The sequence below is a fragment of the Mesorhizobium sp. M0106 genome (assembly GCF_040322715.1).
GTDB lineage: Bacteria > Pseudomonadota > Alphaproteobacteria > Rhizobiales > Rhizobiaceae > Mesorhizobium.
Genome location: NZ_JAMYUA010000018.1, coordinates 105,440 through 123,281 on the forward strand (window position 1 = coordinate 105,440; position 17,842 = coordinate 123,281).

Annotated in this window: 20 protein-coding genes; 13 read left to right on the forward strand and 7 right to left on the reverse strand. The window is 64.4% G+C overall.

Annotated elements, in window-relative coordinates; all coding sequences use genetic code 11:
• The first annotated feature begins 13 nt into the window (after positions 1–13).
• Complete coding sequence (locus NKJ55_RS19060) at positions 14–820, forward strand: alpha/beta hydrolase (RefSeq protein ID WP_352451199.1); 807 nt, start codon at positions 14–16, stop codon at positions 818–820.
• A 1-nt stretch (position 821) separates the two neighbouring features.
• On the opposite strand, the gene NKJ55_RS19065 is transcribed toward NKJ55_RS19060, so the two are convergent.
• Positions 822–1,124, reverse strand: coding sequence for a BolA family protein (locus NKJ55_RS19065; protein ID WP_352451200.1), 303 nt, complete (start codon positions 1,122–1,124; stop codon positions 822–824).
• Between the two features lie 133 nt (positions 1,125–1,257).
• On the opposite strand from NKJ55_RS19065, the gene NKJ55_RS19070 reads away from it, so the two are divergent.
• The 6 genes from NKJ55_RS19070 (at position 1,258) to NKJ55_RS19095 (ending at position 6,968) form a co-directional block, all read left to right on the forward strand.
• Positions 1,258–1,887 (forward strand): J domain-containing protein, encoded by a 630-nt coding sequence (locus NKJ55_RS19070; RefSeq protein ID WP_036238769.1) that lies wholly within the window; start codon positions 1,258–1,260, stop codon positions 1,885–1,887.
• Between the two features lie 123 nt (positions 1,888–2,010).
• Positions 2,011–2,997, forward strand: a complete 987-nt coding sequence (gene cobS, locus NKJ55_RS19075; protein ID WP_352451201.1) for a cobaltochelatase subunit CobS — start codon at positions 2,011–2,013, stop codon at positions 2,995–2,997.
• A gap of 11 nt (positions 2,998–3,008) precedes the next feature.
• The gene (cobT, locus tag NKJ55_RS19080; protein ID WP_352451202.1) at positions 3,009–4,907 is read left to right on the forward strand and encodes a cobaltochelatase subunit CobT; all 1,899 of its coding nucleotides are present in this window, start codon (positions 3,009–3,011) and stop codon (positions 4,905–4,907) included.
• Positions 4,904–5,929, forward strand: a complete 1,026-nt coding sequence (locus NKJ55_RS19085) for an esterase-like activity of phytase family protein (RefSeq protein ID WP_352451203.1) — start codon at positions 4,904–4,906, stop codon at positions 5,927–5,929. Before cobT ends, NKJ55_RS19085 begins: the two co-directional genes overlap by 4 nt.
• Before the next feature lie 188 nt (positions 5,930–6,117).
• The gene (locus tag NKJ55_RS19090; RefSeq protein ID WP_352451219.1) at positions 6,118–6,486 is read left to right on the forward strand and encodes an ArsR/SmtB family transcription factor; all 369 of its coding nucleotides are present in this window, start codon (positions 6,118–6,120) and stop codon (positions 6,484–6,486) included.
• Positions 6,483–6,968, forward strand: coding sequence for an SRPBCC family protein (locus NKJ55_RS19095; RefSeq protein WP_352451204.1), 486 nt, complete (start codon positions 6,483–6,485; stop codon positions 6,966–6,968). Before NKJ55_RS19090 ends, NKJ55_RS19095 begins: the two co-directional genes overlap by 4 nt.
• Positions 6,969–7,025: 57 nt before the next feature.
• On the opposite strand, the gene NKJ55_RS19100 is transcribed toward NKJ55_RS19095, so the two are convergent.
• The 3 genes from NKJ55_RS19100 to rpmB form a co-directional block, all read right to left on the reverse strand.
• Positions 7,026–7,700 carry a polyamine aminopropyltransferase gene (locus NKJ55_RS19100; RefSeq protein ID WP_352451205.1) on the reverse strand — a complete coding sequence of 225 codons (675 nt, stop codon included), beginning with the start codon at positions 7,698–7,700 and terminating at the stop codon, positions 7,026–7,028.
• A gap of 55 nt (positions 7,701–7,755) precedes the next feature.
• Positions 7,756–8,436: a queuosine precursor transporter gene (locus NKJ55_RS19105; protein ID WP_352451206.1), complete on the reverse strand. Its 681-nt coding sequence runs from the start codon at positions 8,434–8,436 to the stop codon at positions 7,756–7,758.
• Between the two features lie 82 nt (positions 8,437–8,518).
• Positions 8,519–8,815, reverse strand: coding sequence for a 50S ribosomal protein L28 (gene rpmB / locus NKJ55_RS19110; RefSeq protein WP_006328411.1), 297 nt, complete (start codon positions 8,813–8,815; stop codon positions 8,519–8,521).
• A 612-nt stretch (positions 8,816–9,427) separates the two neighbouring features.
• On the opposite strand from rpmB, the gene NKJ55_RS19115 reads away from it, so the two are divergent.
• From NKJ55_RS19115 to NKJ55_RS19125, 3 genes are read left to right on the forward strand one after another with little or no spacing between them, the layout of a single operon-like run.
• The gene (locus tag NKJ55_RS19115) at positions 9,428–10,219 is read left to right on the forward strand and encodes a DUF3108 domain-containing protein (protein ID WP_352451207.1); all 792 of its coding nucleotides are present in this window, start codon (positions 9,428–9,430) and stop codon (positions 10,217–10,219) included.
• Positions 10,220–10,261: 42 nt separating this feature from the next.
• Entirely contained in the window at positions 10,262–11,149 is an 888-nt protein-coding gene (yddG, locus tag NKJ55_RS19120) for an aromatic amino acid exporter YddG (protein WP_352451208.1), read from the forward strand.
• A complete protein-coding gene (locus NKJ55_RS19125; protein ID WP_352451209.1) occupies positions 11,149–11,817 on the forward strand; it encodes a lysoplasmalogenase family protein in 669 nt (222 codons plus the stop codon). Before yddG ends, NKJ55_RS19125 begins: the two co-directional genes overlap by 1 nt.
• Before the next feature lie 5 nt (positions 11,818–11,822).
• Here the strand turns inward: NKJ55_RS19125 and NKJ55_RS19130 are convergent, their stop codons facing one another.
• A complete protein-coding gene (locus NKJ55_RS19130) occupies positions 11,823–12,251 on the reverse strand; it encodes a cupin domain-containing protein (RefSeq protein WP_352451210.1) in 429 nt (142 codons plus the stop codon).
• A 21-nt stretch (positions 12,252–12,272) separates the two neighbouring features.
• On the reverse strand, positions 12,273–13,040 hold the full coding sequence (gene gloB, locus NKJ55_RS19135) for a hydroxyacylglutathione hydrolase (RefSeq protein WP_352451211.1): 768 nt from the start codon (positions 13,038–13,040) through the stop codon (positions 12,273–12,275).
• Between the two features lie 98 nt (positions 13,041–13,138).
• Between gloB and NKJ55_RS19140 the strand changes: the two genes are divergently transcribed.
• From NKJ55_RS19140 to NKJ55_RS19150, 3 genes are all read left to right on the forward strand, one after another.
• Complete coding sequence (locus tag NKJ55_RS19140; protein ID WP_352451212.1) at positions 13,139–13,909, forward strand: class I SAM-dependent methyltransferase; 771 nt, start codon at positions 13,139–13,141, stop codon at positions 13,907–13,909.
• A gap of 127 nt (positions 13,910–14,036) precedes the next feature.
• A complete protein-coding gene (locus NKJ55_RS19145; protein WP_352451213.1) occupies positions 14,037–15,869 on the forward strand; it encodes an ABC transporter ATP-binding protein/permease in 1,833 nt (610 codons plus the stop codon).
• A gap of 76 nt (positions 15,870–15,945) precedes the next feature.
• Positions 15,946–16,752 (forward strand): DUF1194 domain-containing protein, encoded by an 807-nt coding sequence (locus tag NKJ55_RS19150; RefSeq protein ID WP_352451214.1) that lies wholly within the window; start codon positions 15,946–15,948, stop codon positions 16,750–16,752.
• Between the two features lie 18 nt (positions 16,753–16,770).
• On the opposite strand, the gene NKJ55_RS19155 is transcribed toward NKJ55_RS19150, so the two are convergent.
• Positions 16,771–17,751, reverse strand: coding sequence for an RNA polymerase subunit sigma-70 (locus NKJ55_RS19155; protein ID WP_352451220.1), 981 nt, complete (start codon positions 17,749–17,751; stop codon positions 16,771–16,773).
• Positions 17,752–17,842: the final 91 nt, after the last annotated feature.

Consider the following 17,842-nt stretch of genomic DNA (forward strand, 5'->3'; position numbering starts at 1 on the left):
CAGTCAGGAGTTGATGACGATCGATCGGCGAAACCTGCTTCTGGCGTCGATGGCGGCGCTGCTGCCGGGACAGGCGGCGGCATTGCGGCTGCGTTCGCCGTCGCCCGAAACCTTCGATTATGGGCCGGCCAAGCTCGATATCTATTCCCGCGATGGCGCAAGCGGCCTGCCGGTCGTCTTCTTCGTCCATGGCGGCGCCTGGCGGGTCGGCAACCGCAACAATATCAACTCCAAGCCTGGTTTCCTGCTCGACAATGGCTTCTGCTTCGTCTCGATCGACTACCGGATGCTGCCTGAAGCCGACGTCGCCACCCAGGCGGCGGATGTCGAACTGGCCTATCGTTACGTCCGCGCCAACATGGCCAGCCATGGCGGCGATCCGGACCGGATCGTCGCCATGGGCCATTCGGCCGGCTGCCATCTCGTCGCATTGACCGGGCTGCGCGGCGGCCTGCCCGGCGTCGCGGCGCTGGTTCTCGACGACACCAGGGCCTACGATCTGGAGGCGCTGGCCAGAAGCGGCGGCATGGCAGGGGTCTATGCCCGCGCCTTTCCCGATCCGGCGCAGTGGCGCGCGCTGTCGCCTGTCACCTATGTGGAAGGCCGCAAGCACCCGCCGACCTTCATCGCCCATTCGCGCGCGAAAGCCCGCGCGGCGGACGCGCAGGCCTTCGCCGGGCGTCTGCGCGCCACCGGAACCAGGGTCACGCTGTTCGACGGCAGCGCCTATTCGCACATGTCGATCAATCGCGACTTCGGCACCGAAGGCGATGCATTGACAGCTGCGGTGATGGCTTTTCTGAGGGCGAGCCTCGGCTGAGTCACCAGCGCGTCGTTTCACCGGGCGCTGCCGGCTCGATCGCCAGGGCGTGGACGCCGGATTTCAACTCTTCGGCCAGGAGATCGTTGACTGCACGGTGACGCTCGACGCGGCTCATGCCGGCAAAGGCTGGCGCGACGATGCGGACGCGGAAATGCGTCTCGCCGGCGCCGTCGAAGGTGGCGTGATGGCCAGAATCCACATGATGATGCCCGGCATGGAGATGGCTTTCGTTGATGACGGCCAGCCGTTCCGGCGAAAACGCCTTTTTCAGCTTATCTTCCATCGTTGCCTGTATGGACATCGCCGCTTCCCTTCACCACATCTATGTCATCGCACAAAATTCGCAATTCGCCGGTTTTATGCCGCGATTCAGCGGTTAGGGCGATCATCGCGAAAATGTCAATTCTTGTTTCGCATCCGCGAACAGCCCATAAATGGGTGAGATGAAGCCGTACCCAAAATATTTCGAGAAGATTCGCATCCGCCCGGAGAAGGACGCGGAGCTGAAGTCGCGTTCGCCGATCTGCCAGTGGGATGGCTGCAAGGAGGCCGGTACCCACCGTGCCCCGGTCGGACGGATGAAGGAAGGCGAGTATTTCCAGTTCTGCTTCGATCACGTGCGCGAGTACAACAAGGGCTTCAATTATTTCTCGGGCGTTCCCGATACCGAGATCGCCCGCTTCCAGAAGGAAGCCATGACCGGCCACCGGCCGACCTGGAAAATGGGCGTCAACGGCGCCTCGACACGCTCCTCGCCAGACTTCGCCCAGGCGCGCTCCGGCCGCGCCGGCTACTACAATCGCATGCGCGATCCGTTCGACCTGTTCAAAGGCCCGAAAGACCCGCGCGAAGCACGCGAGCGCAAGGCCAAGCCGCTTGAGGCCAAGGCACTGGAAACGCTTGGCCTTGATACAAAGGCAACTGGCAAGGATATCAAGGCGCGCTATAAGGAACTTGTGAAACGCCACCACCCGGATGCGAATGGCGGCGACAGAGGTTCGGAAGACCGGTTCCGCGATGTGCTCCAGGCGTATCGCGTGCTCAAGCAGGCAGGTTTGTGCTGAGCGACCATACGGTTCGTGTCGCTTTCCAACTTTCATAAGGTTGGAAAAGGCTCTAAGACCGCCCCCGAACAAAATCGATTGCCGGCGAAACGCGGCGTTTCGCTTGTGGAGACGTTGATAGAGATGAACAAGGTCGATCGCGACATCGCCAACCTGCCCGACACCACGGTGTCGGTGAAGGAGACATTCGGCTTCGACTCCAAGATGGTGGTGCCGGCCTATGCGGTGACGAGCGAGCATGTCCCCGACATCGACCCGGACTACCTGTTCGACAAGAACACGACCATGGCGATCCTCGCCGGCTTTGCCTACAATCGCCGGGTCATGGTGTCGGGCTATCACGGCACCGGCAAGTCGACGCATATCGAGCAGGTCGCCGCCCGGCTCAACTGGCCTTGCGTGCGCGTCAACCTCGACAGCCATGTCAGCCGTATCGACCTCGTCGGCAAGGACGCCATCGTGGTCAAGGACGGGCTGCAGATCACCGAATTCCGCGACGGCATCCTGCCCTGGGCCTATCAGCACAATGTCGCGCTGTGCTTCGACGAGTACGATGCCGGCCGCCCGGACGTGATGTTCGTCATCCAGCGCGTGCTGGAATCGTCGGGCCGGCTGACGCTGCTCGACCAGAGCCGGGTCATCCGCCCGCACCCGGCCTTCCGGCTGTTTTCGACCGCCAACACGGTTGGGCTGGGCGACACCACCGGCCTCTACCACGGCACCCAGCAGATCAACCAGGCGCAGATGGACCGCTGGTCGATCGTCACCACGCTGAATTACCTGCCGCACGACAATGAAGTGAACATCGTGCTGGCCAAGGCCAAGCACTACCGCGACGGCAAGGGCAAGGAGATCGTCAACAAGATGGTCCGCGTCGCCGACATGACGCGCTCGGCCTTCATCAACGGCGATTTGTCGACGGTTATGAGCCCGCGCACGGTTATCACCTGGGCCGAGAATGCCGAAATCTTCGGCAATATCGGCATGGCGTTCCGGCTGACCTTCCTCAACAAATGCGACGAGCTGGAACGCTCGCTGGTCGCCGAGTTCTACCAGCGCGCCTTCGGCGAAGATCTGCCGGAATCGGCTGCCAATGTGGTGCTGGGCTAAGCAGAGTCTCGATGGCGGGTCCGGGCGACAACACGCGAAACAAATCCAAGACCGGCGCTGAGAACGACAGCTTCAAGCGCGCCGTCACCGTCTGCATGCGCGCCATTGCCGGCGACAAGGATCTCGAGGTCGGCTTCGCCAAGGATCGGCCGGCGCTGGCCGGCAGCCGCGCCCGGCTGCCGGAATTGCCGAAGAAGGCATCGAAGGCGGACATCGCCATCACCCGCGGGCTCGGCGATTCCATGGCGCTGAAGCGCGCCTGCCACGATGCGCGCATCCACACCAGGCTGGCGCCGGAAGGCAAGCAGGCCCGCGCTATCTATGACGCGGTCGAGCAGGCCCGGGTCGAGGCGATCGGCAGCCGCGCCATGCAGGGCGTTGCCGACAATATCGGCTCGATGCTGGAGGACAAATACGCCAGGGCCAACCTCGTCGACGTCAAGGACAAGGCCGACGCGCCGATCGAGGAAGCGCTGGCGCTGATGGTGCGCGAAAAGCTGACCGGCCGCACTGTGCCGAAGAGCGGCGAACGGCTGGTCGATCTCTGGCGCCCTTGGGTCGAGGAAAAAGCCAGTGCCGATCTCGACGGGCTGTCGGCAAAGCTCGACGACCAGCAGGCATTCGCCCGCGTGGTGCGCGAGATGCTCGCCTCCATGGAAATGGCCGAGGAGCTCGGCGACGACCAGGAGACGGAAGACTCCGAGGACAACGACGAAAACCAACCGCAAGGCGAGGAGCAGAGCGAGGAGGGCGGCGAAGACGATTCCGGCTCCGAGCAGTCGCAGTCCGAGGATACCGAGGCATCGTCGGACGACGAGCAATCGGCCGAGACGGAAGCCTCCGACGCTACCGCCGAGGATCTCTCCGACGATGACGATGCCGATGCGGAGACGCCCGGCGAGGCGCGCCGCAACGACAACCCCTTCACCAATCTGCCGAAAGAGATCGATTACAAGGTCTTCACCACGGCCTTCGACGAGACCGTTGGTGCGGAGGAACTGTGCGAGGAGGAGGAGCTCGACCGGCTGCGCGCCTTTCTCGACAAGCAGCTCGCCAATCTTTCCGGCGTCGTCGGGCGGCTGGCCAACCGGCTTCAGCGCCGTCTGATGGCGCAGCAGAACCGCTCCTGGGATTTCGATCTCGAAGAGGGCTATCTCGATCCGGCACGGCTGGTGCGCGTCGTCATCGACCCGATGCAGCCTTTGTCCTTCAAGCAGGAGCGCGATACCAAATTCCGCGACACGGTGGTGTCGCTGGTGCTCGACAATTCGGGCTCGATGCGCGGCCGGCCGATCACCGTCGCCGCCACCTGCGCCGACATCCTGGCGCGCACGCTGGAACGCTGCGGCGTCTCGGTCGAAATCCTCGGCTTCACCACCCGCGCCTGGAAGGGCGGACAGGCGCGCGAGAAATGGCTGAAGGAAGGCAAGCCGCCGAACCCCGGCCGGCTCAACGATCTGCGCCACATCATATACAAATCCGCCGACCATCCGTGGCGTCGGGCGCGCCGCAACCTCGGCCTGATGATGCGCGAGGGCCTGCTCAAGGAAAACATCGACGGCGAGGCGCTGCTGTGGGCGCACAACCGGCTGATCGCGCGGCCGGAGCAGCGCAAGATCCTGATGATGATCTCGGACGGCGCGCCGGTCGATGATTCGACGCTGTCGGTCAATCCGGGCAATTATCTCGAGCGGCATCTGCGCGCCATCATCGAGCTCATCGAGACGCGCTCGCCGGTCGAGCTTTTGGCCATCGGCATTGGCCACGACGTCACCCGCTACTATCGCCGCGCCGTCACCATCGTCGATGCCGAAGAACTGGCCGGCGCCATGACCGAGCAGCTGGCCTCGCTGTTCGCCGAGGAAACCGTGCGCGACACGCGGCGCGGCGGCATGCGGCGCGCCGGATGATTTTTTCCCGCGGCGGCTTTTGGCAGAAGCTTTTGGCCGCCATTGCGTTGTTCGGCATCACTTTGGCCCCGGTTGTCGCTGCCGGCCCGGCCTCGGTCGAGCCGGCCGAAATCTCGGCCCGGCCCATAACCCAGTTTCGCATCGGCAATGACGAAAAACAGTTCGGGCCGCTCGAATTCGTCGGCGGGCTCGAAATGACCTCGCCGACGCGCGATTTCGGCGCGCTGTCGGCGCTTCGGTTCCTCAAGCCAGGCAGCGATTTCATCGGCGTCGCCGACACCGGCTTCTGGTTCTTCGGCACCCTCGTTCACGATGCCGACAAGCGGCCTTCCGGCATCCAGAATTTTCGCATGCAGCAGATGGTCGATGCGGCCGGCCAGCCGATCGACGAGAAATGGGCGGTCGATGCCGAAGGCCTCGCGGTCAAGGACGGCATTGCCACGGTCGGTTTCGAGCGCGATCACCGTATCGCCGAGTTCAAGATCGATCCGGACGACATGAAGGCGCCGTTCAGGCAATTGGACTTCCTGATTCCGGCCTGGGAACTTCGGCGCAATCGCGGCTTTGAGACCGTCACCCGCGCCAATCTCAACGGGCAGCACGCGGGCGGACTGGTCGTGGTGTCGGAAAAGAGCCTCGACAAGATCGGCAACATCTTTGCCGCGATCATCGAAGGGCCGCGCAAGGGCGTCTTCACCGTCAAGCGCAATGGCGATTTCGACATCACCGACGGCGCCTTCCTGCCGGACGGCGACCTGTTGCTTCTGGAGCGCAGTTTTTCGATGGCCGGCGGCGTCAAGATGCGGCTGCGGCGCATCTATGGCGAAAGCGTCGAGAAGGGCGCCGTCGCCGACGGGCCGGTGCTGCTCGAAGCCGACATGGGCTACCAGATCGACAACATGGAAGCGCTCGACGTCTGGACCCGCGACGATGGCGCGCTGATCGTGGCGCTGATGTCCGACGACAACCACTCGATCCTGCAGCGCAATCTTTACCTGGAATTTGTGCTGCACGAGGATTGACGCGCGACCGGCCTGCTGGCTGACAGCATCGCTGGCGTTTCCGCGCCGTTTTGCAGCGCAGGCAATTTCCCTTGCAATTTCCCCTGGCAATGACCCGCGTCGCGGGTTTTCCAGCCGGCTCTCACCATCTGCAAAAATACTTTAGTCGTGACTTGACAATTTGTGTCATCGGCGAAATACTCAAGTCCATGCTTAAGTATTCCGAGATTGACAGCATCCTGCGGGCTCTTGCCGAGCCGACGCGCCGGGCAATCCTGGAAAGGCTGAGCCGCGGGCCGGCCACCGTCAGCCAGTTGGCGGAGCCGTTCGGCATGACCTTCGCCGCCGTGCTCCAGCACCTCCAGGTGCTTGAAGCGTGCGGGCTGATCCGCAGCGAAAAGATCGGGCGCGTGCGCACCTGCCGGATCGAGCCCGGCGGGCTAGCCCCGCTTGCCGACTGGATCGCCGCGCGCCGTACGCCGGCCGAACGCCAGCTCGACCGTCTCGGCCAGATCCTGGCGGAGACTGACCAATCGAAAGCAACACTCCACGAGCAGGAAAAGGACGACAAGAAATGAACCAGATTGCCCCGGTTAACGACGAGCACTCCGTCATCCATTCGACCTTCACGATCGAGCGGACCTATCCGCAATCGCCCGAGCGCGTCTTCTTCGCCTTTGCCGACAAGGCGACGGTGCGGCGCTGGCGCGTCGAAGGCGACGGCTTCACCATCGCCGAATTCACCTTCGATTTCCGTGTCGGCGGCGGCGAGGTTTCGCGGTTCAGCTACCAGGGCGGCCCGGAGATCAGGCTCGATGCGCAGTTCCAGGACATCGTCCCTGACCGGCGCATCGTATTTTCATACCGGATGGCGGTCGGGGCGCAGCCGCTGTCGGCGTCGCTCACCACGGTCGAGCTTGCACCTTCCGGCGAGGGCACCCGCCTGACCTATACCGAACAGGGTGCGTTCTTCGATGGCGTCGATTCAGCGCAAGGGCGCGAGGAGGGCACGCGCGGGCTGCTGCAGGCGCTTGCCGCCGAGCTTCAGAAGGCGAGGTAGAGGTTCGCCGGCGTACCGGGCGGCGTCCAACAAGGCCCGCCCGGATTGCGAGGTGGCCTATTGCCCCTTGCTCGCGAGCCAGACGATGTGACGGGCGCCGCGCTTGCCGTGAGCCCGCACCTTGACCTCCTCGACCGTGAAGCCGGCCTGCTTGAGCCTTCGGGTGAAACCTGCGTCAGGGCCCTGCGACCAGACCGCCAGCACACCGCCGGGCTTGAGAGCTGCTCTCGCGCTGATCAGGCCGGCTGCGCTGTAGAGCGCATCGTTGGCCTTGTAGACGATGCCCTCGGGGCCGTTGTCGACATCGAGCAGGATCGCGTCCCAGGCCGAAGCTTGCGATCGGATGAGCTGACCGACATCGGCCTCACGAATGCTGACGCGCGGGTCGTCAAGGCAGCCGCCGAACAGCTCGGCCATCGGGCCGCGCGCCCAAATCACGACCGCCGGCACCAGTTCGGCAACGGTGACCTGGGCGTCGTCGGCAAGCTCGGCCAGCGCCGCGCGCAAGGTAAAGCCCATGCCGAGGCCGCCGATCAGGATGTTTGGGGTCCGGCGGCCGGCAATCCTTTGGCAGGACAGTTTCGCCAGCGCCTCTTCGGAACCGCTGAGCCGGCTGTTCATCAGCTCGTTCGCGCCAAGCATGATCGAGAATTCGCCGCCGCGCCGCTTCAGGCGGAGTTCCTGTCCGCCGTCAGGCGTTTTTGCCGAGTCCAGTTGAAGCCAGGGGATCATGCTCGATAGTCTTTGAGCATGATCTTGTCCGAAAACCGGTTCCCACTTTTCGGGATCATGCTGCCAGTGCCGGCTGGCTCCAGCGGGCGGCAAGCAGCCGGTAGGGGATCAGCGCCACCACCGCTATGATCAGCTTGACGCTGAGATCGCCGAGCGCCCAGGAGACCCAGCGCATCGTCTCGACCGGCAGCACGCCCATCAGCGGCGCGGTTTCCAGCGCAAAGCCGTCGTTGGGCCCGGCGAAGGCGAACGCCGCCGCGAAGGCGACGGTGAAAAACACCACCGTATCGAAAACGGAGCCGACCAGCGTGCCGACGATCGGTGCGCGCCACCAGCTCTGCCGGCGCAGCCGGTTGAACACGGTGACGTCGAGCAACTGCGCGGTGAGGAAGGCGGCACCCGACGCCGCGGCAATGCGCACCAGCCGGTCGGCGGCGGTCTCGAATTCGATCAGGCCGTGGCGAAACAGCAGCGGTGGGATGACGATCGAGCAGATCACCGCTGTCATGAAGCCGACAAAGACGATCCTGCGCGCCACCGCCGGCCCATAGCGGCGGTTGGCGAGATCGGTGACCAGGAAGGAGAACGGATAGGTGAAGGCGCCCCAGGTCAGGATGTCGGCCAGCGACAGCCCGCCGATTGCGCCTTGCATCGGGAACTGCACGAGGATGTTCGAGGCCACGACGACGAGCGCCATGGCCGCCACGAAGGGCAGGTACCGCGAGAGGAAAATCATTTTTTTATCCTGGGTAATGGAACCAGCGGAACGCGATCCGGAGTTCGGACCGCGCCCTGGAAGGCGGCTGCCGCCGAAAAACTCAGGCGGCCGGCTGCTCGGCGAGCTTCTTGGCGATCTGCTTCTTCAACAGGCGGGCGCGCTGCGACAATTCCTTGGCATCGGCCTTGGCCAGGAAGGCGTCGAGGCCGCCGCGATGCTCGACCGAACGCAGCGCGTTGGCCGAAATGCGCAGGCGCACGTTCTGGTTCAGCGCTTCCGAGATCAGCGTCACATTGACGAGATTGGGCAGGAAGCGACGCTTGGTCTTGTTGTTGGCGTGGCTCACATTGTTGCCGGACATGACTGCCTTGGCAGTGAGTTCGCAGGTGCGGGACATGGTTCTAACCTTCGGTTCTCGGTCCTGGCCAAACATTCGACCCGCGCCGGGTGGCGCGCGGTTTCGGTCAGGCGGCCTTATGGAAAAAGTTGGCGTTCCATAGTTGCATTTCGCCGAGGCGTCAAGCTTGGGGTTGGTTAGTGCCAAGGGAATCAATCAAAAGATGACCGATGCCGGCGCTGCCCCTCATCCGCCTGCCGGCACCTTCTCCCCGTATAGTGACGGGGAGAAGGGGCTTGGCCGCAGGCTCGGCGCTTCTGCAACTTCGCAAATTGGCGAAACCCTTTGCAAGGCGACCTTCTCCCCGTCCCTATACGGGGAGAAGTGCCCGGCAGGGCGATGAGGGGCTGCGCAAACCTGTAGCGATTTTCCAGGTGGCCACATTTTGTTCTTGCTTTGTGCCGGCAGCTATGCTACTAATTTCGGTATGGTGCTAATTGGCTCCAACGACCCGCCCGCCGAGGCGGGTTTTTTATTTTGGCTGTCGACCAGCCCCAACGTTGCCTGCCGACGGCGCCTTTCACATTAAGGCCGGAATTCAGCCTATAAGCGGTCGCACAGGGACATGCCAGACCGGAGCCGCCCCGTCCGGTCGACAATCAAGGACCCGCCATGCCTCGTTCTTTCCTCCATGCCCTGGTCGTGCTGATGGCCGTCGCGCTTTCGACGACGGTTTCGGCCGCTGAGCCGCAATCCTTCACGGGCGAATATTCGGTGTCGTTCCTCGGCCTCTCCGTGGCCAAGGCGAAATTCTCCAGCCATTACGAGGGCGACACCTATTCGATCGAGGGCAGCGTTTCCGCCGCCGGGCTCGCCACTTTGTTCGACGACACGCGAGGCACGATCTCGTCGAAGGGCAAGATTTCGGGCAAGCAGTTGCAGCCGCAAGCGTTCCACGCCGACTACACGTCCGGCAAGAAGGCATCGATGATCGACATCCAGTTTGCCAACGGCGTCGTCACCTCGACCAAGGTCGTGCCTGAGCCGAAGAAGCGCAATCCCGAGAATTGGATACCGCTGGCCGGCAGCCATCTCGTATCGGTCCTCGATCCGATGGCCGCCACCGTCATCCATGCCGACAGCCTCGACCAGGTCTGCGGGCGCACGGTGAAGCTCTATGACGGCGAAATGCGTGCCGATCTGAAACTGACCTACGAGTCCAAAGGGTCGATCTCGGTGGCCGGCTACAAGGGCGATACGGTCACCTGCAGGCTGGGCTTCGAGCCGGTGGCCGGTTACCGCAAGAACCGCAAGGCGCTGAACTACCTGAAGAAACGCAGCCGCATCATGGTGACGTTTGCACCGGTCGGCCAAAGCGGCGTATATGCGCCGATCCGCGCCACGGTCAGCACGCAAATCGGCCCGCTGACGATCAGCGCAGAGCGGTTCGAAGCAAACGAATAGGCGTGATGGTGCGCCGCCAACGATGGGCAGGGGGCGACGGGTATGGCGCGCGCAACACTGATCGGCTTCTGCGCGGTCGCCATGTGGGCGCTGCTGGCGCTGCTTACGGATGCCTCGGGCGCCGTGCCGCCGTTCCTGCTTTCAGCAATCACCTTCACGATCGGCACCTGCGTCGGGCTGGTTGCCCGGCTGTTCATGCCGGCAGCCGACGGGGCCGCGAAGATACCGCGCCAGGTCTGGGTGATCGGCATTGCCGGCCTGTTCGGCTACCACTTCTTCTATTTCACCGCGCTGCGCAATGCGCCGGCCGTCGAGGCCAGCCTGATTGCCTATCTGTGGCCGCTGCTGATCGTGCTGGGGTCGGCGCTGATGCCGGGCGAGCGGCTGGCCTGGAACCACGTCGCCGGCGCGCTGCTCGGCCTTGCCGGCACGGTCCTGATCGTCACCAAGGGCGGCGGGCTTGCCTTCGACGCGCGTTATGCCTTCGGCTACGCGATGGCCGGCGTCTGCGCGGTGCTGTGGTCGTCCTATTCGCTGTTGTCGCGACGCTTCCCGTCGGTGCCGACCAGCATCGTCACCTGGTTCTGCGCCGCCACCGCGGCCCTTTCGCTCATCTGCCATCTGTTGCTTGAACAGACGGTGCTGCCCGCCGGCGCCGGCCAGTGGCTGGCCGTGCTCGGCCTCGGTCTGATGCCGGTGGGGGCGGCGTTCTATGCCTGGGACATCGGCGTCAAGCGCGGCAACATCCAGGTGCTGGGGGCGGCGAGCTATGCCGCGCCGCTGCTGTCCACCCTGGTGCTGATCGCCGCCGGCTTCGCCGAGCCGTCATGGCGCATCCTCGCCGCCTGCGTGCTGATCACCGGCGGCGCGGCACTGGCGGCGAAATCGCTGTTGCTGCGCAAGAGGGCTACGAGCGAGGCAAACGCTTGATGCCGTTTTCCGGCGGCATCGATGCCAATGCCAATGCGACGCTGCTGTTATCGCTGGCGGCGGCGGTGATTTACGCGTTCAGCCTCGGCATGCCGCCGCGCCTTTCGCGGTCGGCGGCAAGGACATTGGCGGTGGCGATGCTGCCGGTGCTGGTCGCGCAGCAGGGCGGCCCATGGCTGCTCGTCGCCGCGCTGGGCGCCAGTGCCATCGGCGACGCCTTCCTGTCGCGCGACGGCGAGAAGGCATTTCTTGGCGGCACGGCCAGTTTTCTTGCCGCGCATGTGCTTTACGTCGTGCTGTTCCTGCGCGCCGGCAGCGGCCTCGGGCTGCTCTCGGCCGAACCGTGGCGAGGAATTATCGCCCTGGCGATGGCCGTGTTGGCGCTGGCGATGGTTTTCGCGCTCTGGCGCCGCATCGGCCCGGCCTTGCGTTTGCCGATTGGCATCCATGCCGCGGCACTGCTTGCCATGGGCATTGCGGCGCTCACCCTGAACAGCGTCTGGGTCGTCGTCGGCGTCGTCCTGCTCATGCTGTCCGACGGGCTGCTCGCTGCGGAAAAGTTCCTGCTGCCCGCCATCTCGCCGCACCGCATTTGGGTGCGCCATGCAGTCTGGGTGCTGTATTACGTCGGCCAGTTGGCGGTCACGCTGGGTTTCCTGTTGGGCTAAGGTGCCTAGGGCGTGCCCGGCAGCCAGCCTGGTTCGGCGAGTTCGAAGGCGGCGAAATCGAAACCCGGCGCCACGGTGCAGCCGACCAGGGTCCATTCGCCGAGGCTGCGCGCCGACTGCCACCAGCCTGCCGGCACGACGATCTGCGGCCGCTCGCCCGCGGCAAGTGCCGTACCGAGGATCTCCTCGATGACGGGACCGCCTTCTCGGTGTATCGACAGCGCCAGCGGCGCGCCGTCATAGAAGTGCCAGACCTCCGCCGCGTCCCTGACCCGGTGCCAGGCCGACAATTGGTCCTTCTCCAGGAGGAAATAGATCGCCGTCGAATGGCCGCGGGCGCCTTCCGCGCCGTCGCGAAAGGTCTCGGCATACCAGCCGCCTTCCGGATGCGGCTTCAGGCCGAGCAGGGCGATGATTTCGGCGGAACTGGTCATGACCCTAGCTCCTGGCGCCGCTCAGAAATTGTCCTTGCGCTTGCGGATCTCGGCGAACACTTCGGCATCCGAGGCCTTCTCCAGGCCGAGATGCCTGCGGATCGCCGGATCGTGCCAGCGCAGGAACGGATTGGTCGACAGTTCCTCGCCGATCGTCGTCGGCAGCGTCGGTTTGCCGTCGGCGCGCAGCGCCTCGACCTTGGCGGCGCGCTCTTTCAGCGCCGAATTGGTCGGGTCGACGGTGAGCGCGAAACGGGCATTGGCCAGCGTATACTCATGGCCGCAATAGATAACCGTCTCGGCCGGCAGCGCCGCGAGCTTCTTCAGGGATTCGTACATCACCGGCGGCTTGCATTCGAGCAGCCGCCCACAGCCGAGCGCAAACAGCGTGTCGGCGGCGAAAGCCACTTTCGACGCCGGCAGATGATAGGTGACATGGCCGGCGGTATGGCCGGGTGTGGCGATGACCTCGATCCGCTCGTCGCCGAGATGGACGACCGAGCCTTGCTCGACAGTTTCGTCGATGCCGGGAATCTTTGCCTTTTCGGCTTCCGGCCCGACAATGCGCAGCTTGAAGCGCTCCTTCAGCGCCAGATTGGCCTCGACGTGGTCGAGATGGTGGTGAGTGGTCAGGATCATCGTCGGGGTCCAGCCGGTGCGCTTGATCGCCGCCAGGATGGGCGCCTCCTCGGGCGCATCGATGAGCGCCGTCTGACCGCTTTTCGGGTCATGCACCAGCACGCCGAAATTGTCGCTGCGGCACATGAATTGTTCGATCTCGACCGGCATCGCATCTCTCCCTTTATTGCCGCAGACATAGGGCGCCTGCCAGCCGATGTCATCTGCCTTTGTTGAACTTGGACTGCTTCGAAGCTACCGTTCCGCGCATGCATTCAGACATTGTCGATCTCCGTTCGTTTTATTCAACCACGCTCGGCCGCCTGGCCGAACGCTCGATCACCATGGCGCTGTCCTCGATATGGGCCGTCGTGCCCAACGAGCGGCTGGTCGGCCTCGGCTATACCTTGCCGTGGCTGGAACGCTTCGGCAGCGATGCCGAGCGTGTCTTTGCCTTCATGCCGGCAACACAGGGCGCGGTGGTCTGGCCGGCGACCGGGCCGACGGCGACCGCGCTGGTCTTCGATGAGGAACTGCCGCTGGTCGATTCCTGCATCGACCGCATGCTGCTCGTCCATTCGCTCGAACATGTCGAGAACCCGCGCGAGACGCTGAACGAGATCTGGCGGGTGCTGTCGCCGGCCGGCCGCGTCGTCATCGTCGTGCCCAACCGGCGCGGTGTCTGGGCACGCTTCGAGCATACGCCTTTCGGCAATGGCCGACCGTTCTCGCGCGGCCAGCTGACCGAATTGCTGCGCGAAGCGAATTTCACGCCGGCGGCGTGGTCCGATGCGCTGTTCTTCCCGCCGTCGCCGCGACGTTTCATGATGCAGTTCCATAACGTGCTGGAACGCGCCGGCCGGCGCTTCTGGCCGATCTTTTCGGGCGTTATTGTCGTCGAGGCGCAGAAGCGGCTCTATCAAGGCGTGCCGGTTGCCCAGCGCGCGTCCCGCCGCGTCTTCGTGCCGGTTCTCTCGCCGCATGGCGCGCCGACGCTTGGCCGGCTGTCGCGGGCCGAACACCCGGCACCGCCAGGATGACGCGTTCGTGATCCGAGACGTGCTTTTTCACGCCTATCTGACGATATCAGGTTTGCTGTCCGATTGAAGGCCGTGCGGCCGATCCTATGACCGGTTTGGCATTGCTCCGAATGCAAGGATTTAACCGATGGATGATCGTCCGGATGTCGAGGCCAGCGCCCAGAAGCTTGCCACGTCGATCGAAGCCAGCAGCCTGCGTGAGCAGCTGGCAACAATCAAATTGGCACTGACCAGCTCGCCAGTGCGAAAACAATTGCTTTGGGCAGCGATCGGCATCGTCGCCGTCATCGTGGCGAGCTCAATCGGGCAGGTTCTGCTCAATCGCTGGAACCAGCCTTTCTACGACGCGCTTGCGCGGCGCGACATGCCGGCTTTCCTGCATCAGCTTCTGGTCTTTGCCGGCATCGCCGGCGGGCTTGTGGTGCTCAATGTCGGCCAGACCTGGCTCGACCAGATGCTCCGCCTGAAGCTGCGCGAGGCGCTGACGCTCGACCTGATCGACGAATGGATGCGGCCGGCGCGTGCCTTCCGGCTGACCCATGCCGGCGCCATCGGCGTCAATCCCGACCAGCGCCTGCAGCAGGATGCCGGGCATCTCTCCGATCTTTCCACCGGTCTTGGCATCGGCCTGCTGCAGTCCTGCATCCTGCTTGCCTCGTTCGTTGGGGTCCTGTGGTCGCTGTCTTCCGGCTTCGTCTTCCACATAGGCGGCCATTTGCTGGCCATACCCGGCTACATGGTCTGGGCGGCGATCCTTTATGCTGGCACCGCCTCCTGGTTGAGCTGGCTGGTCGGGCGACCGTTGATCCGCTTCAACAACGATCGCTATACGCGTGAAGCGGAGCTGCGCTCCTCGGTGGTTCGCGTCAACGAGAATGTCGATGCCATCGCGCTGGCGCACGGCGAGGCCGATGCCAGGCGCCGGCTCGAATTCGATCTCGGCATGGTGCTGGGCGCCATGCGGCGCATCTACAGCGCCCAGATCAATCTTTCCTGGGTTACCGACACCTATGGCTGGATCACTGTCGTCGCACCGATCCTGGTCGCCTCACCGGTCTATTTCGCCGGCGATATCAGCTTTGGCGGCCTGATGATGGCCGTCGGCGCTTTCAACCAGGTCCATTCGTCGCTGCGCTGGTTCATCAACAATATCGGCGGCATCGCCGATTGGCGCGCTACGCTGATGCGGGTCGCCGACTTTCGCATCGCGCTTGGCGACACCGACGCGCTGCACCATACGGAAAGGCGCATTTCGTTCGGCGAAAACCCGGACGGCAGCCTGACCTTCGAGAAACTCGAGGTCGCCTCGCCGGAGGGATGCACCAAGCTTGCCGAGCCGCATGTCGAAATCCGCGCCGGCGACCGGGTCATGATCACCGGAGATCCGGGCGCCGGCAAGACGCTGTTCTTCCGGGCCATTGCCGGTCTGTGGCCATGGGGCAGCGGACGGATCGGCATGCCGGCCGGAGAAGCGCCGATCTTTGTTCCGCGTACCCCCTATTTCCCGCTCGGCAAGCTGCGCGAGGTGCTCAACCATTCAGACGGCGCGGCGGAGGCGAGCGATGCCGAGATCTCGGAGGTGCTGGCCGATGTCGGGCTGCAACGCCTGTCGTCCTCGCTCGATCGCTCGGCGCGCTGGGAGCGTGAGCTCAGCGACGACGAGCAGCGTCTGCTGGCCTTTGCCAGGCTGGCCTTGCGACGGCCGAAATGGGTGATCATCGACGAGGCGCTGGACGCGTTCGACGGCCCAACGCTGAGGCAAGTGCTGTCGATGCTGGAGAAGCGCCTTCCCGACGCCGCGATCCTCAATATCGGCCGCGGCCAGCACAATGCCCGCTTCTTCCGGCGGGCGTTGACCATCGTCAAGGATGCCGGCCAGCCGCCACTCAAGCCGGCCCGTATCAGGGCAGGTGCCATCGAACCGCCCCCGGTTGTCGTTTCGGCTGGCCGAAAGAAATAGAAGGCAAGCTTTATTTCGCCGCGATCGCGGCGAAAAACTGTCGCGATCGTTTCAGATGGGAACGTTCCGATCGGCCATGCTTGACGCTCTCGCCCTGCTCGCCTGCCTGGCCTGCACCCCGGCGGCACCTGCGGCCGCACCGGCCAATGCAATTGCCGTCGATGTCGAGCTGGTGCTGGCCGTCGACATCTCGCAGTCGATGGATGAAAGGGAGTTTGCCCTGCAGCGCGCCGGCTATGTCGCGGCGCTGCGCCACCCCGACTTCATCAACGCCGTGCGTGCCGGCACCTTCGGCCGCATCGCCATCGCGTATTTCGAATGGGCCGGCACCATCCGCGACGATGCGGTCATTGCCTGGCAGGTCGTCGACAGCAAGGAGAGCGCCTACGCTTTCGCCGACAAGATCGCGGCCCGCCCGTTCAGGAGCTTTCGCGGCACCTCGATTTCCGGTGCTGTGGCTTTCGGCGCCGAGCTTTTCAACGGCACGGCCTTCACCGGCAAACGCCGCGTCATCGACGTCTCGGGGGACGGCCCAAACAACACCGGCTTGCCGGTCACAACGGCACGCGATGCGGCGCTGGCGAAGGGTATCGTCATCAACGGGCTGCCGATCCTGATCAGCCCGTCACCCACCTTCAGCCATCTCGACCGGTATTATGCCGAATGCGTTACCGGCGGGCCGGGCTCGTTCGTGCTGCCGATCTATGCTGCTTCCGAATTCGCCACCGCCACTCGCCGCAAACTGATCCTCGAGGTCAGCGGCATCGAGTATCCCAAGCTGGATCCGAGGACGATCCGCATCGACGCACCGATCGACTGCCTGCAAGGCGAGCGCGACCGAAGGTTTTTCTCGGACCCATATTTCCCGGAACTCGACCGATAAGGCTGGCCCAGGGGTAAGCTAATAGGCTGGTGGCAGGCCGAAGGCCGGGAACAGAGATGGCCCGAGCGGCCCTATGAAGATCGTCAAGGAAGCGATCCCGCCCTCGGCTGCGTCGAACACATGCAGGGAATGGGCCCGCCATTCAGGGCCATCGTGGCTGCGGGAATAAACCCCGACCGCCGACTGGGCATTGGCGCGGGTGGCCAGCGAGCGGAAGCCGCCAAACCTCGGCCAGACGGTCTCGAAGAAACCGCGGATCGCTTCGCGGCCTTGATACCATTCACGCCAAGGCGGCATGGTATAGATGGCGTCCTCACGCAGCAGCTCGATCAAGCTGTCGAGATTGGCGGCCTGCCAGGCCTGCATGTAGCGTTCGAGAAGCAGGCCTTCTTCGGGGCTGGGCCGTGATCGGCTGGCCGGCCGTCCCTGAGGATAGCGCGCCGCCAGCGTTACGCGGGCGCGCTGCAACGCGCTGTTGATCGAAGCCGTCGATCCGCCCAGCAAACGCGCCGTCTCGACGGCCGACCATCCGAGGACGTCGGCAAGCAGCAGCGCGGCGCGCTGCCTGGGCGGCAGATCCTGGATCGCCGCGACGAAGGCGAGCTGGACGGCCTCGCGGCTCTCGTAACGGGCTTCCGGACCTGGCTCGCTGCCGGCAACGTCGGGAAGCTCGGCGTCGGGGTAGGGCTCCAGCCAGGCGATGTCGGCTACCGGCCCGCCTATGGCCGCCCCGTGCGAGGGCGGCCGTCCGGGTTCCCGGAGAATGCGACGCGCCCTCGACCTCGCCTTGATGGCGTTGAGGCAAGCGTTGGTCGCGATCATGTAAAGCCAACCGCGAACCGAACCTCGCCCGTCGAACTCCGATCTTGCGCGCCAGGCGCGAAGCAACGTGTCCTGGACGAGGTCGTCGGCCTCGTGCAGCGAACCCATCATGCGATAACAATGCAGCTTGAGCTCGCGGCGATGCGCGGCCGTGACCTTCTCGAAGGGCCCCCCCACGGGTGTAGGGGGGGGGGGGGGGTGGAACGGGGTGTGGGGGGGGGTGATTTTGGGTGTGGGGGGTAGAGGGCGGCGTTGAGTTAGACCCCCC